The sequence below is a fragment of the Bdellovibrio sp. BCCA genome (assembly GCF_037996825.1).
Lineage (GTDB): Bacteria > Bdellovibrionota > Bdellovibrionia > Bdellovibrionales > Bdellovibrionaceae > Bdellovibrio.
Map to the genome: position 1 here is coordinate 3,217,752 of NZ_JBBNAC010000001.1, position 26,626 is coordinate 3,244,377.

At 44.9% G+C, this 26,626-nt stretch carries 27 protein-coding genes; 9 read left to right on the forward strand and 18 right to left on the reverse strand.

The window, feature by feature from the left end:
• The 3 genes from glf to AAAA78_RS15535 are packed head-to-tail and all read right to left on the reverse strand — an operon-like array spanning window position 1 to window position 4,489.
• A complete protein-coding gene (gene glf / locus AAAA78_RS15525) occupies window positions 1–1,149 on the reverse strand; it encodes a UDP-galactopyranose mutase (protein ID WP_340592968.1) in 1,149 nt (382 codons plus the stop codon).
• Window positions 1,150–1,160: 11 nt separating this feature from the next.
• A complete protein-coding gene (locus tag AAAA78_RS15530) occupies window positions 1,161–3,335 on the reverse strand; it encodes a family 1 glycosylhydrolase (RefSeq protein WP_340592969.1) in 2,175 nt (724 codons plus the stop codon).
• Window positions 3,335–4,489, reverse strand: coding sequence for a glycosyltransferase family 1 protein (locus AAAA78_RS15535; RefSeq protein ID WP_340592970.1), 1,155 nt, complete (start codon window positions 4,487–4,489; stop codon window positions 3,335–3,337). The genes AAAA78_RS15530 and AAAA78_RS15535 overlap by 1 nt, the downstream gene beginning before the upstream one ends.
• A 166-nt stretch (window positions 4,490–4,655) precedes the next feature.
• Here AAAA78_RS15535 and AAAA78_RS15540 point away from each other — a divergent pair, with 166 nt between their 5' ends.
• Window positions 4,656–6,494 carry a glycoside hydrolase family 2 protein gene (locus tag AAAA78_RS15540; protein ID WP_340592971.1) on the forward strand — a complete coding sequence of 613 codons (1,839 nt, stop codon included), beginning with the start codon at window positions 4,656–4,658 and terminating at the stop codon, window positions 6,492–6,494.
• Here AAAA78_RS15540 and AAAA78_RS15545 read toward each other — a convergent pair.
• The 12 genes from AAAA78_RS15545 to AAAA78_RS15600 are packed head-to-tail and all read right to left on the reverse strand — an operon-like array spanning window position 6,491 to window position 17,326.
• Window positions 6,491–7,276, reverse strand: coding sequence for a FliA/WhiG family RNA polymerase sigma factor (locus AAAA78_RS15545; protein WP_284607911.1), 786 nt, complete (start codon window positions 7,274–7,276; stop codon window positions 6,491–6,493). The two genes, AAAA78_RS15540 and AAAA78_RS15545, sit on opposite strands and share 4 nt — an antisense overlap.
• A gap of 60 nt (window positions 7,277–7,336) precedes the next feature.
• The gene (locus AAAA78_RS15550; protein WP_295900207.1) at window positions 7,337–8,167 is read right to left on the reverse strand and encodes a MinD/ParA family protein; all 831 of its coding nucleotides are present in this window, start codon (window positions 8,165–8,167) and stop codon (window positions 7,337–7,339) included.
• Window positions 8,164–9,612, reverse strand: coding sequence for a flagellar biosynthesis protein FlhF (gene flhF / locus AAAA78_RS15555; RefSeq protein WP_340592974.1), 1,449 nt, complete (start codon window positions 9,610–9,612; stop codon window positions 8,164–8,166). Before flhF ends, AAAA78_RS15550 begins: the two co-directional genes overlap by 4 nt.
• Window positions 9,602–11,701: a flagellar biosynthesis protein FlhA gene (flhA, locus tag AAAA78_RS15560; protein ID WP_340592976.1), complete on the reverse strand. Its 2,100-nt coding sequence runs from the start codon at window positions 11,699–11,701 to the stop codon at window positions 9,602–9,604. The genes flhF and flhA overlap by 11 nt, the downstream gene beginning before the upstream one ends.
• Window positions 11,701–12,762: a flagellar biosynthesis protein FlhB gene (gene flhB / locus AAAA78_RS15565; RefSeq protein ID WP_340592977.1), complete on the reverse strand. Its 1,062-nt coding sequence runs from the start codon at window positions 12,760–12,762 to the stop codon at window positions 11,701–11,703. Before flhB ends, flhA begins: the two co-directional genes overlap by 1 nt.
• A gap of 31 nt (window positions 12,763–12,793) precedes the next feature.
• Window positions 12,794–13,573 (reverse strand): flagellar biosynthetic protein FliR, encoded by a 780-nt coding sequence (locus AAAA78_RS15570; protein WP_340592979.1) that lies wholly within the window; start codon window positions 13,571–13,573, stop codon window positions 12,794–12,796.
• A gap of 4 nt (window positions 13,574–13,577) precedes the next feature.
• Entirely contained in the window at window positions 13,578–13,850 is a 273-nt protein-coding gene (gene fliQ, locus AAAA78_RS15575; RefSeq protein WP_295905968.1) for a flagellar biosynthesis protein FliQ, read from the reverse strand.
• Window positions 13,851–13,859: 9 nt separating this feature from the next.
• On the reverse strand, window positions 13,860–14,618 hold the full coding sequence (fliP, locus tag AAAA78_RS15580) for a flagellar type III secretion system pore protein FliP (RefSeq protein WP_340592982.1): 759 nt from the start codon (window positions 14,616–14,618) through the stop codon (window positions 13,860–13,862).
• Complete coding sequence (locus AAAA78_RS15585; protein ID WP_340592984.1) at window positions 14,615–15,295, reverse strand: FliO/MopB family protein; 681 nt, start codon at window positions 15,293–15,295, stop codon at window positions 14,615–14,617. Before AAAA78_RS15585 ends, fliP begins: the two co-directional genes overlap by 4 nt.
• 13 nt (window positions 15,296–15,308) lie before the next feature.
• Complete coding sequence (gene fliN / locus AAAA78_RS15590) at window positions 15,309–15,683, reverse strand: flagellar motor switch protein FliN (protein ID WP_340592986.1); 375 nt, start codon at window positions 15,681–15,683, stop codon at window positions 15,309–15,311.
• Between the two features lie 8 nt (window positions 15,684–15,691).
• The gene (gene fliM, locus AAAA78_RS15595) at window positions 15,692–16,693 is read right to left on the reverse strand and encodes a flagellar motor switch protein FliM (RefSeq protein ID WP_340592988.1); all 1,002 of its coding nucleotides are present in this window, start codon (window positions 16,691–16,693) and stop codon (window positions 15,692–15,694) included.
• 9 nt (window positions 16,694–16,702) lie between these two features.
• Entirely contained in the window at window positions 16,703–17,326 is a 624-nt protein-coding gene (locus AAAA78_RS15600; RefSeq protein WP_295905963.1) for a flagellar basal body-associated FliL family protein, read from the reverse strand.
• A gap of 139 nt (window positions 17,327–17,465) precedes the next feature.
• On the opposite strand from AAAA78_RS15600, the gene AAAA78_RS15605 reads away from it, so the two are divergent.
• Both AAAA78_RS15605 and AAAA78_RS15610 read left to right on the forward strand, forming a co-directional pair.
• Window positions 17,466–17,747: a CsbD family protein gene (locus AAAA78_RS15605; RefSeq protein ID WP_340592991.1), complete on the forward strand. Its 282-nt coding sequence runs from the start codon at window positions 17,466–17,468 to the stop codon at window positions 17,745–17,747.
• A gap of 33 nt (window positions 17,748–17,780) precedes the next feature.
• Window positions 17,781–18,077 (forward strand): hypothetical protein, encoded by a 297-nt coding sequence (locus AAAA78_RS15610; RefSeq protein WP_340592993.1) that lies wholly within the window; start codon window positions 17,781–17,783, stop codon window positions 18,075–18,077.
• A 33-nt stretch (window positions 18,078–18,110) separates the two neighbouring features.
• Here AAAA78_RS15610 and AAAA78_RS15615 read toward each other — a convergent pair whose 3' ends face one another.
• Complete coding sequence (locus AAAA78_RS15615; protein ID WP_340592994.1) at window positions 18,111–18,434, reverse strand: hypothetical protein; 324 nt, start codon at window positions 18,432–18,434, stop codon at window positions 18,111–18,113.
• A 234-nt stretch (window positions 18,435–18,668) separates the two neighbouring features.
• On the opposite strand from AAAA78_RS15615, the gene AAAA78_RS15620 reads away from it, so the two are divergent.
• The 5 genes from AAAA78_RS15620 to AAAA78_RS15640 all read left to right on the forward strand — a co-directional run bounded on the left by AAAA78_RS15620 (window position 18,669) and on the right by AAAA78_RS15640 (window position 23,767).
• Window positions 18,669–19,580 carry a hypothetical protein gene (locus tag AAAA78_RS15620; RefSeq protein WP_340592996.1) on the forward strand — a complete coding sequence of 304 codons (912 nt, stop codon included), beginning with the start codon at window positions 18,669–18,671 and terminating at the stop codon, window positions 19,578–19,580.
• A 104-nt stretch (window positions 19,581–19,684) separates the two neighbouring features.
• Entirely contained in the window at window positions 19,685–20,617 is a 933-nt protein-coding gene (locus AAAA78_RS15625) for an isocyanide synthase family protein (protein ID WP_340592997.1), read from the forward strand.
• A complete protein-coding gene (locus AAAA78_RS15630) occupies window positions 20,614–21,396 on the forward strand; it encodes a TauD/TfdA dioxygenase family protein (RefSeq protein ID WP_340592999.1) in 783 nt (260 codons plus the stop codon). The genes AAAA78_RS15625 and AAAA78_RS15630 overlap by 4 nt, the downstream gene beginning before the upstream one ends.
• A 2-nt stretch (window positions 21,397–21,398) precedes the next feature.
• Window positions 21,399–22,595, forward strand: coding sequence for a cytochrome P450 (locus AAAA78_RS15635; RefSeq protein WP_340593001.1), 1,197 nt, complete (start codon window positions 21,399–21,401; stop codon window positions 22,593–22,595).
• A 2-nt stretch (window positions 22,596–22,597) separates the two neighbouring features.
• Window positions 22,598–23,767 (forward strand): glycosyltransferase, encoded by a 1,170-nt coding sequence (locus AAAA78_RS15640; RefSeq protein WP_340593002.1) that lies wholly within the window; start codon window positions 22,598–22,600, stop codon window positions 23,765–23,767.
• Between the two features lie 4 nt (window positions 23,768–23,771).
• Here the strand turns inward: AAAA78_RS15640 and AAAA78_RS15645 are convergent, their stop codons facing one another.
• On the reverse strand, window positions 23,772–24,623 hold the full coding sequence (locus AAAA78_RS15645; RefSeq protein WP_340593003.1) for an inositol monophosphatase family protein: 852 nt from the start codon (window positions 24,621–24,623) through the stop codon (window positions 23,772–23,774).
• A gap of 132 nt (window positions 24,624–24,755) precedes the next feature.
• Here AAAA78_RS15645 and AAAA78_RS15650 point away from each other — a divergent pair, with 132 nt between their 5' ends.
• On the forward strand, window positions 24,756–25,553 hold the full coding sequence (locus AAAA78_RS15650) for an SPOR domain-containing protein (RefSeq protein WP_340593004.1): 798 nt from the start codon (window positions 24,756–24,758) through the stop codon (window positions 25,551–25,553).
• A 54-nt stretch (window positions 25,554–25,607) separates the two neighbouring features.
• Here the strand turns inward: AAAA78_RS15650 and AAAA78_RS15655 are convergent, their stop codons facing one another.
• Complete coding sequence (locus AAAA78_RS15655) at window positions 25,608–26,609, reverse strand: pectin acetylesterase-family hydrolase (RefSeq protein ID WP_340593006.1); 1,002 nt, start codon at window positions 26,607–26,609, stop codon at window positions 25,608–25,610.
• Window positions 26,610–26,626: the final 17 nt, after the last annotated feature.

Here is a 26,626-nt window from a genome sequence, read left to right on the forward strand (position 1 = left end):
CTACAATGGTGACTGGCTGAAGCTGGGCCAATCAGAAATATTTTTACTTAAGCAGACCTTGGCCAAATCCAAAGACTCCCCTATCACAACGTGCATATCCAAATAGCGATAAGTGCCCAGACGTCCGATAAAAGTGACGTTCTTTTCTTGCTCGGCGAGTTCCACGTATTTTTTTAAGAGCGTGAGATCTTCGGGCAAGCGCAATGGGTAATAAGGAGTGTCTTCAGGTTTTGCAAAGTCACTGTACTCTTTAAAGCATACGGTTTTTTCGTGAGTTTCCCACGGAGAAAAATGCTTATGCTCTGTGATACGCGTGTACGGCACTTCGGCTTCGCAATAGTTAATAACAGGATTTCCCTGAAAATCTCCTTGAGCGACGAACTTTTCAAACTTCAAAGTTCGGTAACGTAAACGACCTAATTTGAATTCAAAGTAGCTGTCAATCGGGCCGCTCCAGAATACGTGTTGGTAGAGATGTTTTTCCTGAGGCTTGAATTTTTGTTTTAGTCGCACTTCAATATCGTCGTGCTTCAGGATTTTTTGAACAATGGGAGTGTAACCTTCGACAGGCAACCCCTGATATTTTTGATTATAGTAATTATCATCATAGTTAAACCTGACTGGCAGGCGCTTAAGAATTGAGGCGGGAAGTTTTTGCGGCTCAACGCCCCACTGCTTTTTGGTATAACCGTAGAAAAAACTTTTGTAGAGAGCAGAGCCTAAAAACGTAAGAGCCTGCTCTTCGAAGTTTTGCGGCTCGGAGATACTTTTTTCAGAGAGATTTTTTAAAAAATCTTCGGCCTCTTGCGGGTTCATTCTCTTTTTAAAATATTGATTGATGGTCAAAAGATTGATCGGCATGGAGAACACACCCTCTCGAGTCACGGCCTTCACCCGATTGACGAAAGGAACAAATTCGGACCAACGATTGACGTAGTCCCAGACGTCTTTTCGGCTCGTATTAAAAATGTGAGGACCGTATTGATGAAGAAGTATTCCCGTTTCATCATCTCTTTTAGTAAAACAGTTTCCGGCGATATGATCCCGCTCATCGAAAACAGTCACTTGGAAATCTCCTGTTTCAACGAGTTCACGGGCTAAAACCGCGCCCGCAAATCCGGCTCCAGCAATTGCGATTTTGTGTTTCATGCACATCTCCTTTAAATACTGACTTCAAGTTCTCGAAAATATTTCTCCAATCCTTCCTCGATACTCGGAAGAAGACGATGATACCTTTCACTTTTTAAAACACTGTTGTACGGTCTTCGCGCCGGCTTATTCAGGTCTGCAAGAGGACATGGGACCACCAAATGCTTTTTAAACGGTTCCGTTCTTTGCACAGCGAGAAGTGCAAACTCGCTCCATGAAACGTCGCCATCATTGACCAGATGAACCAGCCCTTTTTCTTTGTCCATCAAAAGGTCCAAGCTGACATTGGCTAGATCCGGAATATAAGTAGGGGAAATCCGAACGTCTTGCGCCGCTAGGAAATATTGTTTTTGCTGAAGAGCTCGCAAGCACGAAGTAATGAAATTGTATTCATCCCAAGGACCAAAAAAAGCGCTGGTGCGAATAACCAAAGCTTCCTGATTCAGTGACAGAACTTTTTGTTCCGCCACAGCTTTCGAATAACCATAGATGTTTAACGGACGCGCCTCATGGCTTTCTAAATAAGGATTCTCCGACTCGCCATCAAAAACAAGATCCGAAGAAAACGTCATGAGTTGAATATTTTTTTCCAAACATTCCAACGCGAGAATTTCTGGACCATGAACATTTTCCCGAAAACATCTTTCGACGTCGCTTTCCGCCTCGTCCACCTTCACGTATCCCGCCGTATTAATAACAGCCCAAGGATTGAACTCCGTAAGAATTTTTAAAACATGGTCTCTTCGCGTAATATCTAACTGAGCCCGCGATAACAGACGGAATGGTATATTTCTTCTGGCACAAATTCTGGCGAAAGCCCGCGATAGCGTGCCTCCGCCACCAGTAATTAAAATGGGACGGCCCTTCACAGGATCTAACGGAGTGAAAATCTCGTTGGGCGCATAGAGAATTCGCGCCGGTGTATTCCAAACTCCCTTTTGTTCTAAAAGAGGATGGCCAAAAGATTTTTCCTGAGCGCAACTCTCTAACATGTCCGTCAGTAAGGTTTTACGAGGATTTCCGTCCGCTGAACGCAGATCGAAGACGCCAGGTTCGTAAAAATAATTATCCTTCGTACAAAGCTCGTTCCAATCGAAACTGCCCAAAAGGCTCCAGGCCGTTACAGCTTGAATCGGTATTTGCTGTGCTCGCAAATTTTTGGCGCTTTGCCAAACTTCATTAAACCAACGCAACTGACTTTCGCGAAATCCGCGGCAATGAACTTCTGTGACTGCCATGGGCCGTTCATATCGGTTCCACGCTTCTAAAAGGATGGACTCTACAGACGGAGGTGCGACCTGGCCAGTATCAATAGCGCCGACATCGGCATAGAGATCTCTGCCGTTACCACCATGAAACAAAGGAGGATATAAATTCAAGCGGTGATCCAAGAAACGATTGCTGAGATGGTAATGGTTAAGACCCAGCACATCAATGCCACAGTGGTGATCTTGCATCCACGAAATTTCTTCCTCTTTAAGTTCTAGCAAAAGATAGTCGTAAAGAGAATGGCCGCGGTCTACTTTACCAGTGAGAAAATCAAACGAAAGCCAGCGTCTTTCATTTTCAAAATCACTTTGATACTTCAGCGGAGCCGTACTTTGCGCTTTTCCCAAATCTTCGGTTTGAATAAGCCTTGCTTGAGAATTGACCGATTTAATTTCATTCATTGCAAGCACAGTGGCTTTGCACTGGTTAAAGACAGCTCTAATAAAATCGGCGTCATTCTTTTTATGCGGATACCAATGACCATAGAGACAACTAAAACGAGCCGTCGTCAGAATTTCGTTAATGGGAGTATAGTCTTGAACCGACGGATAACGTTTCGCGAACGCCGCAGCGTATTCTGCAAACTTTTGCGGAAAATCGACATGCGTCAACTGTGTGTGCGACGGACCACTTCCATGATGAAGAAAGCCTGCAATCGGTATGAGATTTAATTTTTTCAGTTCATCCATGCGAGCATCCGACCACTCCCACGAGGGTCTTTCGGCAGGACATAACTGCTCCCAAAGGAACGGATAACGAATTCTTTCAGCACCGAGACTGGAAAAAAGATGCAAGTCGGTCATTCTTCGCGAATGACCACTCTTCTCTATTTGGCTGTAATAGGTGTCTTGCACACGATTTAAAGTGCACTCCACACCTATCCATAGCTTGAGAGGTTCCACGCTTAAAAAATCCATCAGTTCAGATTGTCGTACGATCTGTTGAAAGAGTTTTTATTTTCTAAAACATGAGTTTCCATCTCTGCCATTTTTCGCCATGTTCTGTCCCAAGAAATATCTTTTAAAAATTGATCAATCTTTTCGATGCGAGCGGCATTTTTCTTAGTCGCTAGCACTCGCTCCACCCGCGCCACAAAATCTTTGGCGCAGTCGGCGATTTCAACAAGCTTATTGGTTCCATAAGGTTCAACAACGTCACGAATGGACGTCGAGACCACTGGCAACCCTGCCGCGAGGTACTCGGGAGTTTTCGTAGGACTTATAAATTGTGTCGCTTCGTTCTTTGCAAAGGGCATCAAAGCGCAATCCCAGTTGCTCAGATAACGAGGAAGATCCTGATAATTCTTCATCCCTAAATAATGAATATTCTTTTCTCGAGGCAAAGTCGCCGGATTGATTTTTACAACAGGTCCAATCAGAACAAATTCCCACTGGGGCCTTAAAAGAGCCATGTCCTGCAAAAGCTCTAGATCCATGCGTTCATCAATGACACCGACAAAACCCAAGCGGGGACGCTTGATATGTTTTTGGTCGGCGGGGTCGTCATGCGTTTCTCTGGCTGTTTTAAAATGAGCGGCGTCAATGGCACTTGGGAACGGATGCACGTTCATGTGACGATCTTTTTTAGCTTCATAGAGTGAATAACCGCCAGTGAAAACCAAGTCTGTTCTCATCAGAAGAAGACGCTCTTTTTCAATCAATGCGGGATCTGCGCCCTTAAACTTTGAGAGTTCATCCATACAGTCATAAATGGTGACAGCGGGCTGTAAATGATCTGAGAAATTAATAGCCATGGGCGTGTAATACCAAAAACTGTAATTTTGAATATTCTCGCCTTCGAAAAGGCTGTCGAGCAATCCACGCATCACTTCGTCTTTTTCTCTCGGGGAAAGATGATTCGGCATATGTGGAACAACGACATGCAGACGATCTTGAGTTAGACGAACATCCAAGTAAGGACTTTCCATCTTTTCAAAAATCGGTTCCTCCACAAAATACACTCGGCGATAGAGAGCATATCGTGTCATCAAGTGTTGGGGACGTTGAAAAACAAAATCCCAACGTAGGTGCGAAAAAACGACAAGATCTGAATCAGTGCAAATTGCTTTCATGATTTTATTCCTCATTTTTCTTAATATTTCTTAAAAAGAAAATTCATGAAACCGTTGGACAGAGGCAATTGCAAACGAAAGGAATTTTCGGTTGCACAAAAACATGCTGCCAAAATTCCGTCCATGATTTGAGATTAGAAAATAAACATATACAGCGGAGAAAATTGTGAACACCCAACACGAGTTTAAATTTTTGCAATATCCTCGCAAAAACTTTGTGCGAAATAATTGGTCGAATTTAAACGGCCGCTGGAGATTTTTGTTCGACGACGACGAGGTCTATACTCATCCTTCGCAAATTTCGCAATGGCCTTTGGAAATCGAAGTACCCTTCGCTCCCGAGTGTCCCGCTTCAGGCGTTGGCGACACCGGATTTCACAATCGCTGTTGGTATCAAAGGACTTTTCAGTATTCAAAAAATTCAAAACGCGTCCTTTTGCATTTCGGCGCCGTCGACTACCAAGCCAAAGTGTGGCTTAATTCTCATTTCTTAGGATCACATGAAGGCGGTCACACGCCTTTCTGTTTTGATATTACGGATATTTTATCAGAATCCGGCGAACAAATTCTTTCCGTCTGCGCAGATGACGATCCTTTGGACTTAACCAAACCACGGGGCAAACAAGATTGGCAAAAAGATCCCCATAGCATCTGGTATCCTCGCACCACCGGAATTTGGCAAACAGTTTGGTTTGAAGAAGTTTCCGATATCCATATCGCAAAAATTCGCCTTGCCCCGCAACTAGAACGCTGGGAAGTCGGTTGCGAAATTTTTGTTGATGGACCTTGCTTTAATGGACTGCAACTAAAAATCAAACTTTCCTGCGAAGGTAAAACTCTGGCTAATGACACTTATGAAGTCGTTCATAAAGAAGTTCATCGTCGTATTGCTCTTTCAGACCCAGGTATCGATGACTATCGTAACGAGCTTTTATGGAGTCCGGAAAAGCCAACCTTGATTCAGGTGCATCTAGAGCTTTGGCAAGGGGACACTCTTTTAGACTCTGTCTATTCTTACACCGCTCTTCGCAGTGTTGCCTTTAGTGGCGATCGTTTTTTACTCAATGGAAGACCTTATTATTTGCGCATGGTTTTAGATCAAGGATATTGGCCCGAAACATTTCTAACTCCTCCGAACTCCGAAGCCTTGCGCCATGATATTGAGTTGGTGAAAGCCGCAGGTTTTAACGGCGTTCGTAAGCACCAGAAAATTGAAGACCCTGATTTTTTTTATTGGGCTGATCATTTAGGACTGGTCGTGTGGGAAGAAATGCCCAGCGCTTATCGCTTTACCCATGATTCCGTTGAGCGAATTGTGAAAGAATGGGCTGAGGTGATAGACCGCGACTTGGGACATCCGAGCATCATTTTGTGGGTGCCTTTCAATGAATCTTGGGGCGTTCCCGATCTGGCAGAAAAAGAAAGCCATCAGCATTGCGTTCAAGCGCTCTATCATTTAACAAAAACTTTCGATCCAACTCGTCCTTGCATTGGCAACGACGGTTGGGAAAGTACCGCCACGGATTTGTTGGGCATTCACGATTACGATGATCAACCTGAGCGTCTGATTAAAAAGTATGGAAGCAATCACAATATTGCCGATATTCTTACCCGCTATCGTCCCGGTGGACGCGTTCTAACCGTAGAAGGATATCCTCACGGAGGTCAACCAATCATGATTACTGAATTTGGTGGAATTGCTTATGTCGATAAAAAAGGAGACAGCACTTGGGGCTATTCGGCAGTACAAAGTTCTCGTGAGTTTCGCAACCGCTATGAAAAACTCATGGAAGCCATCCATCGCATCGAAATTTTCTGCGGCTTCTGCTACACGCAGTTCACAGACACCTTCCAAGAAGCCAACGGCCTCTTCCGCGCCGATCGCACGCCGAAATTTTCTTTAAATTCAATGGCGCGTGCCACTCGCGGTGCCGGCTACAGTCGAGGCGAACTAACTTCAACGCCTCAACCTCCACCACTACCCGCACCGGACACGGAAATTTAAGCGACTTCGAGTTCGCCAGCGCCAATTGTTGCTGCTAGTTTTGCACGAAGACGTGCGACGGCTTGCGCATGCAATTGGGAAACGCGGGACTCTGTCACTCTTAGAACTTGGCCGATCTCTTTCAGGTTGAGATCTTCATAGTAATAAAGGGAAAGCACCAAACGTTGTCTTTCTGGAAGCTCTTCGATAGCTTGAGCGACAACTTCTTTGATGTTTTTAACATTCAATTGATTGAATGGACTGTTTGTACGGGAACCTTCCAAAATATCCATGATGGATTTTTTGTCGGTATTGCTAAACGTTGTTGCCTGATCAATCGGAAGAAGACTGACAGGACGCACTTGGTTTACAAGATCATGGAATTCGTCAATGCTGACATTGAGAGCCTTTGCCACCTCTTCATCAGTTGGAGAGCGACCGAGATCGGCTTCCAATTGCACCATGGTTTTATCAAGAAGTTTGGCTTTGTCGCGGATAGAGCGAGGAACCCAGTCTTGCGCGCGAAGTTCATCGAGAATCGCACCACGAATACGGAATTCCGCATAAGTTTTAAATTTATTGTCGCGAGTAGAATCGTATTTCTCAATCGCATCCATCAAGCCGATCACGCCGGCAGAAATCAAGTCATCCAACTCGATATTTGAGGGAAGTCTTACGGCGATCTTTTGCGCAATGAACTTAATCAATGGCGCATATTCTTTAATGAGATCATCTTTTTGATTAGCAGCAAGCTTACGTGGCTCTTCTTTGTACTTCTTCAACAATGCCGCATTTTTCCCCATATTTTTCCCTCTTAAGAACTATGTTAACAAACAGGTCCGAGTGCTGAAAGTCCAAATCTACTACGCAAATCCAACGACCTGGTCCCAGAACATCTGCATTCCGCCTGTCGTCTCGATTTGTTTGGAAGATTTCTCTATCTGGTTAGAAATTTGACGAATGGCTTTCGACGATTCTGCGCCCACATCTTGTCTCACAATGAGACGTTGCATTTGAATTGCCTTACGTAAAACCACATCGTTCGGAATCGAACCCCAGTAGTCCAGACCTATGTAGAGAAACTTGTTTACGACATCATTGAAGCGTTGATAAAGCCCCAATCCTTCCTGCTCATCACGCACTTGATTGCACACGATGGAGAAGTGATTCACTTTGTAGTTCTTATTCAGAACTTTGATCAATGCATAAGCATCCGCAAAACTTGCAGGATCTGGAGTGATCACCACAGACACCGTTTGCGCCGCTGAATTTAAAAACAAAACGTTTTCGGCAATACCCGGTGCCGTATCAATGAGCAGGTAATCAAAGCCCAAAGGCAATGCACTCACCGCTTCCACCATCGCTCTTCTTTCAAAGTGATTCATGTGGTTGAATTCCACAACGCCACTTCCCCCGGGAATTAAAAACACATCTTTAGCAACTTCAACCAAGATGTCTTTCATTTCTTTGCGGCCCGCTAAAATATCATGAATGTTTCCTTGGGTTTTTACGCCAAAAAGAATATCCACGTTGGCCATGCCCAGGTCACCATCCAGAATCAGAACTTTTTTCCCTCTTTGTGCCAAAGTCAGAGCGACGTTGGCCACTAGAGTGGTTTTTCCCACACCACCTTTTCCCGAAGTGATGCTGATCGTTCTTGTACGATGCATATCAAAGGAATTCATATTTCTCATACCGCTTCTGATTCCTGTTGTTTAAGTTTTGTAATTTTGAAAATTAAATCCAAAAGACGCTCTTTCGTCGCAAATTCAAAATCTTCAGGAACACGTGAACCGATTCCGAAAGAATGAAGTGGTACATCAAAGCGTTTCATAAAGTTGTAGATCGTTCCATGTTGAGTGGATTCATCCAAAGAAGTGAAGATCACGTCTTTGTAACCCAAAACAGAATAACGACGGCCCAATTCAGTAGCATCACTGTCTTTCGCATTTGTTGAAAGAGTGAGGTGAATATTCGGATTCAATGCTGAAGGAGGTAACAAGCTCTTCAGCATTTGAATCTCATCATTGCTCTTAAGGCTTAACCCTGTGTAGTCCACAAGCACACAATCTACATTGGCAAGATAGCGCATCAAGTTCGTCCAATCATTCTGCGTACGGATCACAGAAAATGGAACGTTTAAGATTTGCGCATAAATCTTCATTTGATCGGCCGCACCTACTTTGAAAGTGTCCGTCGTGAAAAGAGCAATCTTCTTGCCTTCACGAACAACCATTTGGCTGGCCATCTTAATCAACGCTGATGTCTTACCGCTTCCTGCTGGTCCCACAAAACAGTGAATCTTTCCACCTGTTGGGTTGTGAGAGATCTTTGTTGAATCCAAAACGTGGCGGGCTACGAAAGCCTCTACCAAGGCGCGATTTTTAAGTTTCAACGCCGGCAGAGTTTCTTGAGCACTTGTCAAAATCTCCGCTGCGATTTCAGGAGCCATTCCTGCACTTGTGAGCTTTTCAAAAACGAAACTTAAATCGTAGTTGATTCCATAGTCTGCACCTGGATGAGATCCCACAAATGTTTGAGGCATGTGTTGAAATTGAGTGATGACCTGTTTCAAACTTGCGATTTCATTTTTCAATGCTGCGATTTCAGCCGCTTCTGCTGCTGTAGCAGAAGCTTTTTTAGCAGGTACCACAGGCGCTGACTGCTGTGGCTGTGCATTTCTTCTCACAGTGCCTTTAAGAATATCTTCTTGCTCTTGGAACGCATTCAAAGCTCTTTGCGCTGCAGAGCGAACTCTTTCTTCCGCCACTTGCTTTTGCCGAGAAAGTTCCGCTTCATCTTCGATATCGATATAGCGACGTTGCGTAATAGGAGCCGGAGCTTGTGTTTTTTGCACATGCTTTTCTACCATCTTGTGGATCAACTCTTTTTGTTGACGAGCTGGGCTCTTCAAGAATTTTTCACGATCTTGTTCGCGAAGTCGGGACTCTGCAAACTTTTTCTTTTGCAAAGTTTCTTCTGAAACAGCCGCCGTGATTTCCACACTTCCCTCACCAACAAGACCGAAACTCTTGTTGTTGTCGCGTGCAGAAAGAATGATGGCATCGGGACCCAGTTGGGTCTTCACCATCTCAAGGGCTTCTTTCATTGTTCTGGCTTCAAATTTCTTAACCTGCATGGCTCATCTCCACGAGTGCAACCGATTGGACATCCGCATCTGAAGTCAATTCATTGTGCGAAAGCACAACTAGCTGAGGGATAAAACGGGACGTTAATTTATATAAATGACGACGCGAAGTTGGGCTTGTCAGAAGAATAGGCTGACTTGCCACTTCAGGGTGGTTTTCCACCGTACGAGCAATCTCGTTGATCAAACGATGAGCCGAAGTCGGATCCATCACCAATTGAACACCTTGCTCTGTCTGCAATAATGAATTTGCAATCAACTCTTCAATATTCGGATGCAGTGTCATCACTGGAATATTGCCTTGATCCGTCGTGTACTTCGCAGTGATACCGCGAGCGAGAGCACGACGAACTTGTTCAGTGAGAACTTCAATGTCCTTATTGCGAGGAGCTTCATCCGCCAACGTTTCAAAGATCGTCAATAGATCACGGATGGATACTTGCTCTTTCAACAAACTTTGGAGAACGCGAACCACGGATCCCAATGACAATAGATCCGGGATAAGTTCTTCGACCACTTTGGGATGAGACTTCTTAAAGTTCTCAATAAGAGTCGACGCTTCTTGACGGCCCAGCAACTCATGCGCATGTGAACGCACGATTTCCGTAAGATGTGTTGCCATAACAGTCGGCAAATCCACGACTGTGTAACCAGCGATCTCGGCGTCTTCTTTGCGTGCTGGAGAAATCCACAGTGCATCCAAACCAAACGCAGGTTCTTTTGTTGGAATACCTTCGATACGCTCTGCCACGTTTCCTGGATCCATCGCAAGCAAGGATTCCGGACGAAGAGTTCCACCGCCCACGCGATTTCCTTTGATCAGAACGCGGTACTCACCCGGAGCCAACTGCAAGTTGTCACGGATGTGAATACTTGGAACCACGATTCCCAAATCCAAAGCAAATTGTTTTCTGATACTGACGATGCGCTCAAGCAAGTCGCCACTTTGATCCGATTCGACGATATTGATCAGACCGTAACCAACTTCCAACTCCACCATATCCAGCGGCAACATCGTTTCGATATTTTCTTTTTTGGGAGCTGCCAAAGCCGCGTCGGATTGTTTCTTTTCCGCTTCCGCTTTTTCGAAACGAGCTTTCTTAATAATCCACGCAGTTCCACACAACAATCCGCCCATTAACAAGAATGGAATTGTTGGAAGACCCGGTACAAGACCCAGCAAGATCAACACACCGCCGGCAATCATCACCGCACGTGGTTTAACGAACAATTGACCTGTAACCTCTTCACCGACGTCTTTGTCAGAGTTTGAAGTACGAGTCACGATGATACCGGCTGCTGTTGAGATCACAAGAGCTGGGATCTGAGCCAGAAGACCGTCACCGATCGTGAGCATTGTGTAGTATTTTGCGGCAGTACTGACATCAAGGCCTTTTTGAATCACGCCAATCGCCAAACCACCCAAGATATTGATCATTGTGATAATAATACCGGCAATAGCGTCACCACGTACGAACTTCGAGGCACCGTCCATCGCTCCGTAAAAGTCCGCTTCGCCTTCGATTTGCTTACGGCGCTTGCGAGCTTCCGCTTCTGTGATGTGACCAGAGTTTAATTCTGCGTCGATCGACATCTGCTTACCAGGCATCGCATCCAAAGTGAAACGAGCTGCAACTTCCGCCACGCGGCCCGAACCTTTTGTGATGACCATGAAGTTGATGACCATCAAGATGATGAACATCACAAAACCGATAACGTAGTTTCCACCGACAACGAAGTTTGCAAACGAAGCGATTACGTCTCCGGCCGCTTTTTCACCTTCATGTCCGTGAGTCAAAATCAAACGAGTCGTTGCCACGTTCAGTGACAAGCGGAACAGTGTCGTCATCAAAAGTAGTGACGGGAAAGATGTGAAATCCAAAGCTCTGTCGGTGTAGATACTCACCAAGAGGATCAAAACACTGATCGCCAAAGAGAAGGTCAAGGTGATGTCGAGCATAAACGGAGGCAATGGGATGATCATCACCGCCAGAATTGCAAGCAATCCAAACGCAATAAAAAGATCCGTGTTCTTCGTGATCTTATCGAATCTTTTTAAGAACTGAAACACTTGTTCCATTATCTTTTCTTCCTACGCAAACGATAAACATACGAAAGCACTTCCGCCACTGCGACGAAAAGCTCCCTAGGAATAACTTGTCCAATTTTCATTGTCTTAAAGATCGTCCGAGCCAGCGGCTTGTTTTCCACGATAGGAATATTGTGTTCGCGGCCGATCTCTTTGATCTTTTCCGCGACGTGGTCAGCACCCATAGCAATCAACTGTGGTGCCGGTAAATTGTCCGTGTATTTCAAAACAACAGCAATGTGTGTGGGATTTGTGATGATCACGTCTGCTTTAGGAACATCCGCCATCATTCTCTTACTCGCCATCTCCCTTTGGATGCGACGAATGCGAGATTTGATCATCGGATCACCCTCACGTTGCTTGTGTTCTTCTTTGACCTCTTGTTTGGTCATCATCATTTTCTTTTCAAGATCCCAACGCTGATAGAAGTAATCCGCCAAAGCGATAATGAGCATCACTGCGCCCACACCGCCTAAAAGCTTCACAACGACAGCACCCAGATACATTAAGATTTGCTCAATTGAGAACGTGAGCATGTAAGGCACTTGACGAACTTCACCGCGCAACAAGAAATACAAAACGATTCCCACAGCCGCCATTTTTAACAATGACTTCAAAGCTTCAACAACCGCGCGCAAACTGAACACGCGTTTGAAACCTTCCACGGGACTTAATTTTTCAAAGTTAGGAGATAGAGCGTCTTCCACTTGCAGGAAGCCCACTTGAAGAATGGAAGAAGCGGCGCCAATGACGCCAGCCATGCCCATCACAGGAGCCATCAGGATCAAAGCTTTCTCTCCACAGAAACGGAAGGCTTCCGTGAATTTACCTTCACGCACTAGCACAACCATGTCATTTCCAAAGGAGTATTGAAAAACTTCGTAGAGATTTTTGAAGAAGAAGCGACCCAACGCATACACGCACCCAGCCGCCGCCAGTAAAATAACTGCCGACGCGAGTTCCTTTGTATGAGCAACGTTCCCTTTTTTGCGAAACTCTTCCCGTCTCGCATCCGTTGCCTGTTCGGTCTTTTCACCGTTCTCTTCAGCCATCTCGTTCCTTCCTAGAACTAAAAAGCTATTGTTATAAGTGTTTCATCACAGCAAATAGTTTGCTAGCTGTGATTTCAACTAGACCATTCATTTCTATGGCCATCAGTGGAAGACAGAGAAACACCACTGTCATTCCAAGCATGATCGTCACAGGCATACTTGTAACCAGGACGTTGATCTGGGGAACTGCTCTTCCCAAAATCCCCATCGCAAGATTCGCAAGCAGAATGGTCACCAACACCGGAGCACACATCTTAATCGCCATTAACATCACGGTCTGACCGTAAACGGCCATCTCCGCAAATGGTCCCACATTGAGCGCGAGCGAGCTTACAGGCACAAGCTCGTAACTTTGCGCAATTGCACTGATCAACATGTGATGCCCATTGATTGCTAAAAAAACCAGAGTCCCAATTGTCGAATAGAATTGATCGATCGTGTTTCCATGCGATCCCAGCATGGGATTGTACATCTGAGATGCACTCAAACCCACGGACATCGACACCAAGTCCCCTGTCATTGTGACTACAAAGAAGAACAAGCGGGTTAAAAATCCCAGCGCCAATCCGACAATCAATTCGCGCACCGCTAAACCGATGATATCATTAGAAATTAAAGCGTAATCGACATTCCCAACCTTCACCACCGGGAATAATAAAACGCTAAATACGATCGACAGGAGAACCTTGATAGGCACAGTGATCGTCGGAGAGCCAAAAACCGCTGAAGAAATAACAAAGGCAATCATGCGCAGAAAAATCAGCGCAAAAAGCAGGATCTGAGCCTCTGTCATTGAACTCCAGTTAATCACTCGGCTATTCCCTCACCATCACGGCAATATTTTCAAAAAGGTTCACTGTATAGGAACTCATCACGTCCATCATCCACGGACCTGCAAGCACGAACACCAACGCCACTACGATCATTTTTGGAATGAACGTCAGAGTCGCTTCGTTAATCTGTGTGAGCGCTTGAAAAATACTCACGGCCAAACCCACAACCAGCGTGCTGATAAGCAACGGCGCCGCCAGCATAGCTGTTGTACGAAGAGCATCTTGTCCAAGTCGAATTACAAGTTCTTCTGTCATCTTTCACCTCTACCCGAAACTCTTAACCATCGAACCGATGAGAAGACCCCATCCGTCCACTAAGACAAAGAGCATGATCTTAAAGGGTAACGAAATCACAACCGGAGGAAGCATCATCATACCCATCGCCATCAAGACGCTGGCCGCGACGATGTCGATCACAAGGAATGGAAGGAAGATGATAAAACCAATTTGGAAAGCCGTTTTAAGCTCAGAAACCACGAACGCCGGAACCAAAACCATTGTTGGAACGTCCGCGCGAGTTTTCGGTTTTTCCACCTTAGAAAGTTTCACGAATAGCGCCAAATCCGAATCGCGAGTTTGATTGAACATGAACTTACGAAGCGGAGCCAAAGTATTTTCAATCGCCGCATCTTGAGAGATCTTTCCTGCAAGATAAGGCTGAATACCTTTTGTGTTCATTTCGTTGAATGCAGGTTGCATCACGAAGAAAGTTAAAAACAAAGACAAACCCACCAACAATTGATTGGGTGGCATTTGTTGCACGCCCATTGCCTGTCTTAAAAAAGAAAAGACGATGATGATGCGAGTAAAGCCCGTCATCATAATCAAAATCGCCGGCGCCAGAGTTAGCACCGTCATGATCAAAATCAATTTAACAGCGTTCACCACTTCATTAGGATTGTCTGTAGTTTTAAAACCCAGATTCACCGTCGGAAGAGTCACTTGAGCAAACGCGCTGGAACTGATCAAAAGAACCAGAGGCAAAAGAATCAGACTCCACAGAGTCCAGTTAGTCTTTCTCACTGAAGAGACCTCATTCCTTTAAGGCGTTTAGAAACGATATCTTTGATTCCGCTAATCGCGAATTCTTCGTCAGCATCCAAGTCTTTTGCTGAACGTTTTTTTGGTGCTGGAGCAGGTTCGGCTTCGTCTTCGTTATTTTCAAAGTCCGCTTTTGTCGAACCTATGCCGCCTAAAACCTTTCCAAAATTTTGTGGAGACTCTTCTGGCACTTCGTCATCAAGCAATGACAACGGTTTGATCATAGAAATGTTGTGATCCGTAATACCGATCAAGATCGATTCGCCAGCCACACGCACAATCGCCAAACTTTTTTTAGGCCCCAAGTAGTGCTGTTGCAAAACTTTGATTTGCGTTTGGTGTTTCATCGCACGAGGAACTTTGTACTTACGGAGAAAAAAGTAAGCACCCGTTCCCACAAGTCCCAAGATCGAAAGAGTGAAGAGAATACGGAAAACGCCACTGCCTTCAGACGAAGCCTTTTTATCTTTCTCAAGATTTAAAGGAATTTCGGACTCTTTGCGATTATCCACTTTTTTCTCTGCTGAAGCGACAGTCGCCTCTTGTGAGGGAGCGGATTCCGTTGCCGCAATTTCAGCGGGGGCCGCTGAAGTTGTAGCTTCTTCCGCCGCGTGGGCAGAAACTGAAAACACAAAGATTAACGAAAGCAACAAACGCATCTGAAACCTCTTATTATCTGAGCTGTTCTACACGCTCAGCTGGAGAAATAATATCTGTCAAACGCACACCGAATTTCTCGTTGACCACCACGGCTTCACCACGTGCAATCAATTTGTCATTGACGTAAACTTCCATCGGCTCACCGGCCAATTTATTCAGCTCAATAACGCTTCCTTGAGTCAGATTCAAAAGCTCACTCACCGGCATTTTTGTGCGCCCCAACTCAACTGAAACTTTAAGCGGGATATCCAAAATCAAATTCAAGTTGCGATCATTCTGCGATGGAGCTGCCGCCGCCGCTGCCTTTTTGCCGCCATCCGCAGCCGCCATACCCGCCGCTTCCGCTACGAGCTGATCCGCCAAGTTGTCCAAAGTATCGTCACCCATTTATCCCCCTACTTTTGCACCGGGCGTGTTACTTGGACCGCCACAGTTCCATGATGTATTCCGTAATAACCTTTAAACTTTCTCACGCCTTCAACATTGACATCGAATTCACCGGAAGCGTCTTGATCCAAAGGAATCACGTCGCCTACTTTAAGATTCATCATGTCTTTAAGCTTGATCTCGGTTTCACCAAGATTCACTTTGATCTCCATGTCCGTTTCAAGAAGCTGTTCTTGAATGATGGAAGTCCAAAGTTTTTTATCTGTCTGGTCAGACTCCACTTGGAAACCAGTGGAAAGTTTTTGTTTGATCGGCTCGATTGTCGCGTAAGGAATCACGATCGAGATCGTGCCTGTCGCATTTTCAAGCTCGACATCAAAAGTTGACGCGATCACCACGTCTGTCGGAGGAACGATACCCACGAACTGTGGATTCACTTCCGTACGAACAAACGAGCAACCGATTTTTTCAATCGAAGCCCATGCCATTTCCAGATCGTTGATCGCAAGACCTACGACCTTTTGAACGATAGAAAGTTCAATCGGCGTAAAATCTTTTCCATCGATTTTTGTATAAGGACGATCCGCTCCACCAAAGAAGCTGTCCACCAAAGCGTAAGCTAATTTACTTTCGATCACGAACAAAGCGGAACCGCGCAAGTTTCCAAAACGCAGAACGCTCATGCACGTTGGCATTGGAAGAGTGTTGATGAACTCTCCGAATTTCAAAAATTCCGTCGAAGTCAAAGTGATTGAGGCGATTTTACGAAGAGCCGATGACAAAGAAACGCGGAAAGAACGCATGAATTTTTCGTAGATAACTTCCAGTTGTGGAAGGCGACCACGAATAATACGATCCTGACTTGTCAGATCGTAAGAAACAATTTTGCGTTCATCTACTTTTCCCGTATTTTGGGCTTCGGGCTTGGATGACTCGGACGTCGCAACATCTCCATCAGAGACTGCGGCTAACAGAGCATCCACTTCACTTTGCGAAAGAACCTGATTCATAGTCCTGCCTTAGTTATAGATAAACTCAGTGAAGAACACGTTTGAAATCTTTCCTTGAACCAGGAAAGAGTTGATCGTGTCTTTGATCGTATTTCTCAAATCGTCTTTACCCTCACGAGTAGAAACGTCTTCATATGTTTTCGAAGAAAGAATAATAATAATGATGTCGCGAATTTGCGCTTTACGCTTCTCGATTTCTTCCAGAACATGGTCGCCTTTAACTTCCAGTTCCATATTTACTTTCGCAACTTTGCGGCCTTTAGACCCCGCCAAATTCACAATGAAGGTTTCAAGAGGCACGACTTTACCCACCACTTCTTTTTCTTCAGTGGCTTCCTTATGTTGTGCTTCCGCTTCACCTTTGATGACGTGTTCAATCTTCGGTTCCGCTGCTTCCTTTTTGCGTCCTTGATAAAGCATAAAACCTACGCCAGCGACGACGAGCATATTAATGACCGCCAAGGCAATGAGTAGTATAGGCTTTTGTCCAGATCCCCCGCTCGGAGCTGACGACGCTTCCGCTGCTGCCGCTTTTTCTTCAGCCACTTCATCCTCCATGATGAATGACCACAGAGTGGTCCTATCAAGATTGAAAGCAACACGGATGCCAACAGGACTCTGGTCGAGCGTCATTCATTGCAGTCCAACATATTTGATTTCAGGCAATTTTTGCCTCCCCGGAACTTGTTTGCCGGGTAGTAATTCTATGACAGGAGTCAAAGTTTTGGCGTGAAGATTTGACGTATAATGAATTTAAAAAAGGAGGTTCCTTATGAACAAAGATATCTTCCAAGGAAAGATCAAAGAAATTTCTGGAGAACTAAGAAAAAAATGGGGCGCTCTCACAGATGACGATATTCAAAGAACTAAAGGCAACGCAGAGGCCTTAAGTGGTCTAGTTCAACAAAAAGTAGGTCTCTCAAAAGAAGAAGCTTCACGGCAAGTAAACGACTTGATGTCGAGCTGGGAAAGAAAGTTTGAAGCCGGCAAAGAAGAAGCCGCAGACAAACTTAACGCTGGTATCGATAAAATGAAAAATAAATTGTCTCATTAATTGGCCGAGCTTCGAGAGAAAAAGGGAGAATTTATGGACAAACAATTCTTAGAAGGAAAATTCAACGAAGTCTCAGGAGCCTTAAAACAAAAATTCAGCAATTTAAATTTGAGCGATGAAGAACTAAAAAAAGCCATGTCGAGTCCCGATGAGCTTGTGAACTTAGTTTCACAAAAAACCGGTCTTCCTCCAGAAGAAGCCCGCCAAAAAGTACATCAGGCCCTCGATACACTTCACATCAGCGATGAACAAGCCAAAGGTTTCATGGCTAAATTCGCTGATAAAGTAGAGAGCAAATACGCTGAATTTAAAAACAAGCTCACCCACTAAGCTTAAAAGAGGGTCCTTAACGGGCCCTCTTCTTTATTCTTCACCCGTCATTTCAATTCGCACGACTTTGCAAGTAGGTTCATTCCCAACTACGACCACACCGTAACTCAAGGAACCACACTCATCCAAGTCTTCCGGTGAACAATGCAATACAGAAACATCGTAAACCGTGACCATGCGACCGTACTTAAGTTCTCTAGACACGATATGGGCCGCCGGAGATTCAATCACAGATTCTTCGCGGTCGGTTTGTGCTTGCTCCACCGCCGCGTGAATCGCCTTGGTTTCACAAACATTTGCAGACGCTAAAGACGCAAACAAAGAAAGACCTGCCACAGCCAAAATTTCTTTTTTCATAAATCACCTCGGTATGTTTAAAACAAAAGCTGTATATCGAACTCCACCTTTCGAAGCGATTGCATATAATCAAAGTTATTATTCACCCCAAGAATATCTTGGAAACACCGCCCTCTTTTGTCCCTCTGACGAGATTTCGACAGCTTCAAGGCATTGACCTTCATTTAATTGGACCTGACAGGCTTTAAACGGGTCTTTCTTTTGCTCTTAAAACTTTGGATAGGGAGAGTTAACATGAAACTTTTTTCTAATATTGCCGTCCTTGCACTTCCTCTGATTTTGGCAGCTCAAACAAGCTTTGCAAAATGCACGGACTGCACAACTTTGGAGTTCGGAAAAAAGGTTCAAGTTCCTCTTCTAAGTCCGCTTCTTCCCTTGGGTTCAAAAGGCAAATTGGAATACATCGCTCACTTGGGTGTGGATCTTTTTAGAATGCCAACGCAAGAAGAACCCGCGACCATTGCGTTTCTTGCCACCCCTTCTGCGGATCTTATGAGCCGCTATAAAAAACATTTTGATGAAGGCACACTCGGCATCTTTTTGACTGAAAGAGCGACCTACAATCGCGTTGAACACCCGACCATTCTTTTGATTGAAAGTGCAGACGCCTGGACAATCACCCATGAATTCATGCATTACCTTTTTGATCGCGCGCGCCTTTTGGAAGACCCCACTTCAGAGTCTCGCATTGTGAACAACATGACGGATGCTAAAGAAGATTTCTTCGGAACTTGGGACCGCTACAAAATGTTTGGTGGTTACGCAAACGAAGAACACAAGCAAGCAACCGTTGCGAATTTTGTGGCCTTTGCCGATCTTCAACAACAAATTCTCTTGAGCTTTGAAATGGAAGAAATGGCCATCGAAAAGTTTTTGCGCCTAATTTACATTCATCATAAGCCCTTCGGTTTTGATCAGAGCAGCTTTGATCGCAGCACTCGTTACATTCGCAGCACGGGTTCCAAAGCTTTGGATTACCTCAATGTGATGTTAAGCTCTTGCGACGATGTGAGAAACTCGCTGTTGACTCAGGACCGTGAGCTGCTCGCAAAGCTCAACAAGACGTGTACGCAAGCCCAAGACTATAAAAATACGATTCTGAAAATCGGTAAAGACCTTAACATTGAGTTTGAGACTCAACATTAAGCCTTTGAAAGGCATTCATTAACAATAACTATAATGAATATATGAATTGATTATTATACTTAATAAATCAATCCGACTAGAACCTTCCTTGTGGGAGGTTCTCCGTGAGACAAGTTTCCAATCAAATATTAAATCTACTCTTTGAGATTAGAAATCTTAGCCATCCGCTCACCGCTGCAGATCAAAACCAGGAGGCGCTTCATCGCGAGTTTCAATTAGCAAAAATTGAAGCTTACATGCAGGTCCAAGCGCCCATTCACATGGTGCTTCCGGCCTTTCCGGCAAAATCCCCCAACCCTCTTAAAACTTTAGGCAGCGAACCGGATCTCGGTGAAGTGTTGGCGCTGCAAAAACTCAACACTCTTTGCGAACAGATCGCTACAATATATTCTCCCGGAGCCGCCATCACCATCTGTTCTGACGGAAGAGTTTTTAGCGACGTAGTTCTTGTCAGTGACACGGATGTGGATCGCTACGGTTATGAGATCAGCGAGATCATCGTAAAGCATGGCTTCAAAAATCTTTCCACCTTTAGTCTTGAAGATGTTTTTGACGGAAAGTCCTACGATGAAATGCGCCAGCTGCTCACCAAAGAGTTCGCGGAAGATCTAGAACTTTTGCGCGCCCGCACAAGAACGGAAAGTGACGCTTTGGCTCTTTTTAACGGCATTCACCGCTTTATGTTTGAAGATCAACTGGCACTTTTTCCTGAGAGAAGTAAAAATCAATCTCGCGAAAAAGCCAAAGGCCTTGCTTATGAAGTCATTCGTCGCAGCAACGCCTGGAGCCGCGTGGTCGAAAAATACTTTCCAAACTCATTACGTCTTTCAATTCATCCGCAAAGCCTTCGTTCATCGAAAATCGGCGTGAGACTCTTGGACTCCAACGATCTTTGGAGAACCCCTTGGCATTCCGTCACGGTGTTTGACGGGAAACAATATTATTTAGCTCCTCGCTCTGAAGCGGAAGCTTTGGGCGGCGTTCTTAAGTATGCCGAAGACAAATATCCGTTTTACCAACTGCCGGAGGCTTTATGAGAATAGAAAAACTAAAACCTTTCGGAGTGTGCCTGCACTTTGATAACACCCGCACACTGGAACAAATAAAAAAAACGGAAATCGAAGCTCTTTTACAAGAGCATAAGCTGATTCTTATAAGAGGTGTTGCTAAACCCGAACGCGACGATCTGCTTTCATTTTGCGAAAGCTTTCCAAAATCCAAAACTCTGAACTGGAGCTTTGGACCCGTTATGGAGATGAAAGAAAGCGAAGACCCGCAAAATTATTTATTTTCCCGAGAAGCCGTTCCTTTTCACTGGGACGGAGCCTTTCACTTTGTACCAGATTACTTGGTCTTCTCTTGTGTTCAAGCCCCGACAAACGGCGCAGGCGGCGAAACCCTTTTCGCGAACACTGAATTGATTTTCCAATCTGCTCCAGAGGAAAGAAAGACACTGTGGGCGCAAGTGGATCTTAAATATGAAACAGCAAAGCTGGCTCATTATGGCGGGAGCATTTGTGGACCTCTTCTGCAAACTCATCCCCGAAATGGCAAAAACATTCTTCGTTTTGCAGAACCCGTGAATACAAAATTAAACCCCGTCACTCTGGATGTGATCGCAAAAGCGGAGCTTAATGCCGATGATCTTGTGAAAGATTTAACGGAAAGAATTTACGCCGCTGAATTCTGTTATCGCCATGAATGGCAGGAAGGTGATTTGCTTTTAGCGGACAACCACTCCTTGGTTCATGGCAGAACCGCATTTGAAAAAAATTGCCCCAGACACTTAAGACGCATTCAACTTATTAAGGAATAACCATGGATCTTTACAGTCAAAAAATCCAGTCTACTCCCACAGAGTTTGCAAATTATCTAAACGGCAAAGGTCCGATTTTTTGGTCGGAACCGGAACAGTTTTGGGTCATCACGGATCACGCTTTGGCTCAAGAAGCGCTAAAAAGCTCCCAACTCAGCGCGGATCGCGGCCCCTATTTTATGTCTAAGATGTCGGGCTGTCCTTTCTCAAAGGTTGCCAACTTTTTTGGAGTTGTTTCTAAAATGATGGTGAACAGTGATGCTCCCGAGCACACTCGCCGTCGCAAACTCGCAAGTGCCGGTATCAGTGACCACGTGATTGAACACTTTGCACCTCAAGTAAAAAAAGTGGTGGCAGGTCTTCTTGAGAAACAAACTTCGGGCACGTCCGTCGAATTTGTTTCGGACGTGGCTTTGCCGCTGCCAAACATTATTCTTGCAGATCTTTTTTCGATTCCCGCAGAGAAGCGTCCTGATTTCTATCGTTGGGCCAATCACATGACTCAGTTTTTTGGCGGTGGCTCTGAAAACCTTATGATGGATGCTGAAAACGCAGACCGAGGAGCCCACGAACTTCGTGACTATTTTACGGAACTTATTCACAGTCGCAGGCACAACTCCGCAAACGATTTCATCAGCCATCTTTTGCGAAATCAGGGAAACCTGGATGACAGCGAAGTGATTTCTCAGGCCGCAATTATGCTAGTTGCCGGAACGGTCACAACGACGGATCAGATCTGCAACAATCTTTACAGTCTTATCCAGTCAAATGTTTGGCCTTTGTTAGTCAAAGATCGCTCTTTGCTTGAGAACGCCATTGAAGAAGCCACTCGCTTAGATCCTGCCGTGAACTTTATTTTCCGTATTGTCAAAGAAGATATGACTCTTGGCGGGAAACAAATCGACGCAGGTCAGTTGATCTTCGTATCCACTCACGCCACGAATCGCGCTGCGGAGGTCTTTCCTGACGCAAATTCTTTTAACTTAGAACGCGAAAGAAACCCGCACCTTTCTTATGGCTCAGGTATTCATTACTGCTTAGGCGCAAGGCTCGGGCGTATTCAAATGAAAGAACTTTTCGGACAGATGCTCGAAAGGTATCCACAACTTACTTTGGATTCAACAAAACCGTCCCAGCGCAAACATCAAAGCCTTGCGTTTTCCGGATTTGAAACTCTTCACCTTCAATTGGGGATTTAAAAATGAAAATTCTATTTTGCCTTTTAGGAGAAACAGGTCACATCAATCCTTACATCGGTCCCGCACAAGCACTGATCGCTCAAGGTCACGACGTTTTAGTCACTTCACCCGCGGATCTTTCCGAGAGAATGAAAAAATCGGGCATTCCATTTTCTAAAGATCTTTTAGCGCCTGAAGGCATGGCCCCGAAAGGAAAAGATCTTGTCGCCATGGTGGAAGATAAAAAGCAACATCGCGCCATGATCGAAGATTTTTTTCTAAAAGGAATCAGCGCACAAGTCGGACATTTCAAAGAATTTATTAAAAAAGAAAAGCCCACGGCAGTGATCGTCGATCCCATGAATTATCCTGCCGTGATCGCGGCACACCTTTTAGTTATTCCTTGGATTTCCATTTCAAGTTCTCTCACGTCTGTGATTCCAGACAGCTTAAACAGTGACGTCTTGGAATTGCTAAGGCTCGTGGCACCTGTTCGCGAAAAAATCTTTCAAGAGTTTTCCTTTTCACCGAAATTCCGCGCCATCGATTGCCTTTCTCCCCTCTTAAATATCACTTTTGCGACAGAAGAATTTATCGGCGACACACACGACGACGTTACCTTGGTGGGTCCGTCGGTCGCTTTACACGAGCGTGGCGATGAAGTTTCACTAAAATCTTTGCCCTCAGACCGACCTATTATTTACGCTTCGTTTGGCAGTCAGGTATATTACTATCCTGAGCTTTTTAAAAAGATTCAAAGCGCTTGTGAAACTTTGCCTGTGCATCTTGTGATGTCCATTGGTGAACTGGCACACGAAGAAGGTTGGCAGGACCAAGAAGCTGTGAGCCTTTATCCCTATGCTCCCCAATTAGAAATTTTAAAGAAAGCCTCGCTCTTTATCACGCACGGTGGAGCAAATTCCGTGATGGAGTCATTAAGAGCTGGAGTTCCTATGCTGATCAATCCACTTTGCAACGATCAAGAACATCAAGCTTACTTTGTTGAAAAAAGCGGAGTCGGCAAAAAAATAAATTTAAAAGAGATAAGCGTGGAAGATCTTCGCTCGCATATTCTGACACTGCTAACAAATCAAAATATCAAAGAAAGAACCCAAGAGGTCTCCCAAAGTTATCAGGTGAACGGCTCAACCAAAGTGGCTGATTTAATCACGTCCACTCTGGCAAGTTTATAAGACTTTATTGAGTCTCCGGACGGAGGTGGTTCTGAAGAATCCCTTGGATCTGATGAACGATCTCCGGATTTCCGGCGACGATGGAATTTTTGTACGGATGGTATTTTTCCCCGCGGTACGTTTCAATAATGCCGCCGGCTTCTTCGACCAACAAAATTCCCGCAGCGGCATCCCACGGCTGAATGTTGCGTTCCCAGTAACCATCAAACACACCGCGCGCCACTTGAGTAAGATCATACGCGGCAGCTCCGGGACGACGAACGCCTCGGCACTTACGCACCATCTCGTCGAAAATTTTTAATTGTTCAGCAATCACGTTTTCGTGTTCAGAAACAAATCCTGTTGCGAGCAAAGCTTTTTTCAACTCATTGGTTTTGCTGATTTGCAAACGACGGCCATTCACGAAAGCACCTTGCCCGCGAATCGCCGTGTAAGTTTCTTTGAGAATCGGCACATCAATCACTGCCAACTGAATTTGTCCGTTGATCTCCAATCCAAGGCTGATGCAAAAAATTGGAAAACGATGAATGTAGTTTGTTGTTCCATCCAGAGGATCCAAGATCCAACGCCCTTCGGGGCCTGCGGGAGCGATCTGGACCTTCGCCCCGGGCGCGTTTTGCGCGGCGAAAGTTTCTTCGCCTAAGAAGCCAATCGTAGGAAAATTTTTCTTAAGATGCTCCGCAATGACTCGTTCTGATTCTTTATCGGCTTCACTCACAAGACCTGCTTGAAACTTTTCTTCGATGTGCTCTAAGTTACCGAAATAATTGAGAAGGACCTCGCGCCCTAAGCTCACAGCCTTGATAGCTTGACTTAAGACCTGCTTCCAATCCATTGATTTTACGCCGTTTTCCATGCTTTTCCCTTTTGGCCGGACTCTCTGATGATTGACCAGTTCCGAGACTTAAAGCTAACATGATTGAAGGGTCAAAGGAAGGACCTTAAACTTAAGCGATCAAGCGAGTTTAAAACTATGAGGATTGAAAAAATGAGTTCTAAAACCGATTCTGTTGTAAAACTAGCGATAGTTTTCTTTATCTCTTTGCTTTCATTTTCTATCGGAACTTTTGTCGGCAAGAAGTACAGTGACAATCAACACCAGCTATCTGCTTTGGAACCACAAAAAACTTCTCATTCAGCAGAGCGCGAAGTCGCTTCTGTAACTCCTGAAAACAAAGTGGGCGCGATGACGGATGAAGAAATCGCAAAGCTTGCTGAAGAGTTCGTTGCTGACGACGCTGCCCCAGCTGGCGAAACAGCTCAACACGGTGAAGAAGCTAAAACCGAAGAAGGCACTCACCATGGCGACGTGGCTGAAACAAAAGCGACAACGACAGAACCTAAAAAAGATATCAAAGACGTTCCAAAACCAAATCCAGCAGGCAACAAGTCAGCTCCTTTGACTAAAAATGAAGAGCCTCTTTCTGCGGCGAAAAACATCGCTACTGGCAAAACACCAACAACTCATGAAGTAGAAAAGAAAGAAACGACAAAAGAGGAACGTTTCCCTTCTTCTTTGCCAAAAGACGTTGCTCAGTACGCTGTCGGTAAGTTCACAGTGCAAGTGGCTTCTTATGCTGACGAAGGCGAAGCACAAAAAATGGCTTCTGACCTTAAGAACAAAGGTTATAGCGCTTTTTACGTTCCTGCGAATATCAAAGGTAAAACTTGGTACCGCGTCAGCGTAGGTCAGTTTGCAACTCAAAAAGAAGCGCAAACTTACCGTGGCGAACTTTTGAATAAAGCAAAAGTCGGCTCTGCGATTGTTCAGAAAATCACAGAGTAATTGAATCCTCGATTTTAAATTCCTAAAAACCCCACGCCTTAAACGTGGGTTTTTTTATTTTCCCTGACGATTCATTCCATGTACGCGCACCGCAAAGTCCCACGCCGTTTCGCCCTGCATATCTCGATAACCTACTGAAGAATCTCTCAATAAAAACGTATGCATTGTTGTATCAGCTATCCACGTCTTGACGTTTGTAAATGGAGCCGCAATCGCAGCAATTCCTTGAGGTCCTAATACCAACTCACGATGGGCATCAGGAGAGATATTGCCAAAGACAATGGACATCACAAGATCCTTGGTCGACTGTAAAATGCCGACGCTCCAGGTGCTGTATCTTAAGAAAACAGGCCCCATGTGTGGCGCCAAGAATCCATCGTCTTCTTCAAAAGGAAAATCAATCTTGCGAAAATTGGCTTTATAATCGTGATTCAAAGCAGGTGTGAACTTAAGCCAAAAATTTTTCCCAAAGTGCAGACCCGGCGAATCCGCAATCAAAGTCTTATGTGCCGAAGAAGATAAATAAGGCTCTAAGGTGACACCGTGAAGAAACGCTCCTAACGCTCCGGCAGAATAACCCCATACGGTCACGTCCTTGGCGTTTTTAAAGTTGAGAATATTCTGCTGCTGCAAATATTGAAATGTCAGAACCACATTGTTATAACCGTCGTGATAAAGTAAAACCGAAGCTTGATAGGAAGCCACGTGTTGGCCGGCATGCACGTCTCCGGTGCAATAAGGTAAAAACAATGCCGTGTGCTGATTCCACGGATTGTTGGCGATGCCGTCATTCGCTAAAACGGAAGTAGGCGCTTCTTCGAGAGGCTCAAGACTTGTAAGCGGACTTTTCCCGTAACAAGTTCCTTCCGACCAACAAGCACCTCCTCCCATGAATTCCACGAGTAGTTTGTCAGCGTCTTTTCGATCTAAAAAGACGCTGTAACTCTGTCCATTACCGCAGACCGCGCCGGGTATTGTGATTTTCTGCCAGGTTCGGGCTTCTGCGAGTGAAATGGAAAAACTGATGAAAAGAAGGATGTATTTAAATGTTTTCATGGCCCCAATTTTATCGG

Bases quoted from the DNA above. Each gene is read 5' to 3' on its own strand.
- glf (WP_340592968.1), bottom strand. From the start codon at position 1,149: ATGAAACACAAAATCGCAATTGCTGGAGCCGGATTTGCGGGCGCGGTT.
- AAAA78_RS15530 (WP_340592969.1), bottom strand. From the start codon at position 3,335: ATGGATTTTTTAAGCGTGGAACCTCTCAAGCTATGGATAGGTGTGGAG.
- AAAA78_RS15535 (WP_340592970.1), bottom strand. From the start codon at position 4,489: ATGAAAGCAATTTGCACTGATTCAGATCTTGTCGTTTTTTCGCACCTA.
- AAAA78_RS15545 (WP_284607911.1), bottom strand. From the start codon at position 7,276: ATGGGGAAAAATGCGGCATTGTTGAAGAAGTACAAAGAAGAGCCACGT.
- AAAA78_RS15550 (WP_295900207.1), bottom strand. From the start codon at position 8,167: ATGAGAAATATGAATTCCTTTGATATGCATCGTACAAGAACGATCAGC.
- flhF (WP_340592974.1), bottom strand. From the start codon at position 9,612: ATGCAGGTTAAGAAATTTGAAGCCAGAACAATGAAAGAAGCCCTTGAG.
- flhA (WP_340592976.1), bottom strand. From the start codon at position 11,701: ATGGAACAAGTGTTTCAGTTCTTAAAAAGATTCGATAAGATCACGAAG.
- flhB (WP_340592977.1), bottom strand. From the start codon at position 12,762: ATGGCTGAAGAGAACGGTGAAAAGACCGAACAGGCAACGGATGCGAGA.
- fliQ (WP_295905968.1), bottom strand. From the start codon at position 13,850: ATGACAGAAGAACTTGTAATTCGACTTGGACAAGATGCTCTTCGTACA.
- AAAA78_RS15585 (WP_340592984.1), bottom strand. From the start codon at position 15,295: ATGCGTTTGTTGCTTTCGTTAATCTTTGTGTTTTCAGTTTCTGCCCAC.
- fliN (WP_340592986.1), bottom strand. From the start codon at position 15,683: ATGGGTGACGATACTTTGGACAACTTGGCGGATCAGCTCGTAGCGGAA.
- fliM (WP_340592988.1), bottom strand. From the start codon at position 16,693: ATGAATCAGGTTCTTTCGCAAAGTGAAGTGGATGCTCTGTTAGCCGCA.
- AAAA78_RS15600 (WP_295905963.1), bottom strand. From the start codon at position 17,326: ATGACGCTCGACCAGAGTCCTGTTGGCATCCGTGTTGCTTTCAATCTT.
- AAAA78_RS15605 (WP_340592991.1), top strand. From the start codon at position 17,466: ATGAACAAAGATATCTTCCAAGGAAAGATCAAAGAAATTTCTGGAGAA.
- AAAA78_RS15610 (WP_340592993.1), top strand. From the start codon at position 17,781: ATGGACAAACAATTCTTAGAAGGAAAATTCAACGAAGTCTCAGGAGCC.
- AAAA78_RS15615 (WP_340592994.1), bottom strand. From the start codon at position 18,434: ATGAAAAAAGAAATTTTGGCTGTGGCAGGTCTTTCTTTGTTTGCGTCT.
- AAAA78_RS15620 (WP_340592996.1), top strand. From the start codon at position 18,669: ATGAAACTTTTTTCTAATATTGCCGTCCTTGCACTTCCTCTGATTTTG.
- AAAA78_RS15630 (WP_340592999.1), top strand. From the start codon at position 20,614: ATGAGAATAGAAAAACTAAAACCTTTCGGAGTGTGCCTGCACTTTGAT.
- AAAA78_RS15635 (WP_340593001.1), top strand. From the start codon at position 21,399: ATGGATCTTTACAGTCAAAAAATCCAGTCTACTCCCACAGAGTTTGCA.
- AAAA78_RS15640 (WP_340593002.1), top strand. From the start codon at position 22,598: ATGAAAATTCTATTTTGCCTTTTAGGAGAAACAGGTCACATCAATCCT.
- AAAA78_RS15645 (WP_340593003.1), bottom strand. From the start codon at position 24,623: ATGGAAAACGGCGTAAAATCAATGGATTGGAAGCAGGTCTTAAGTCAA.
- AAAA78_RS15650 (WP_340593004.1), top strand. From the start codon at position 24,756: ATGAGTTCTAAAACCGATTCTGTTGTAAAACTAGCGATAGTTTTCTTT.
- AAAA78_RS15655 (WP_340593006.1), bottom strand. From the start codon at position 26,609: ATGAAAACATTTAAATACATCCTTCTTTTCATCAGTTTTTCCATTTCA.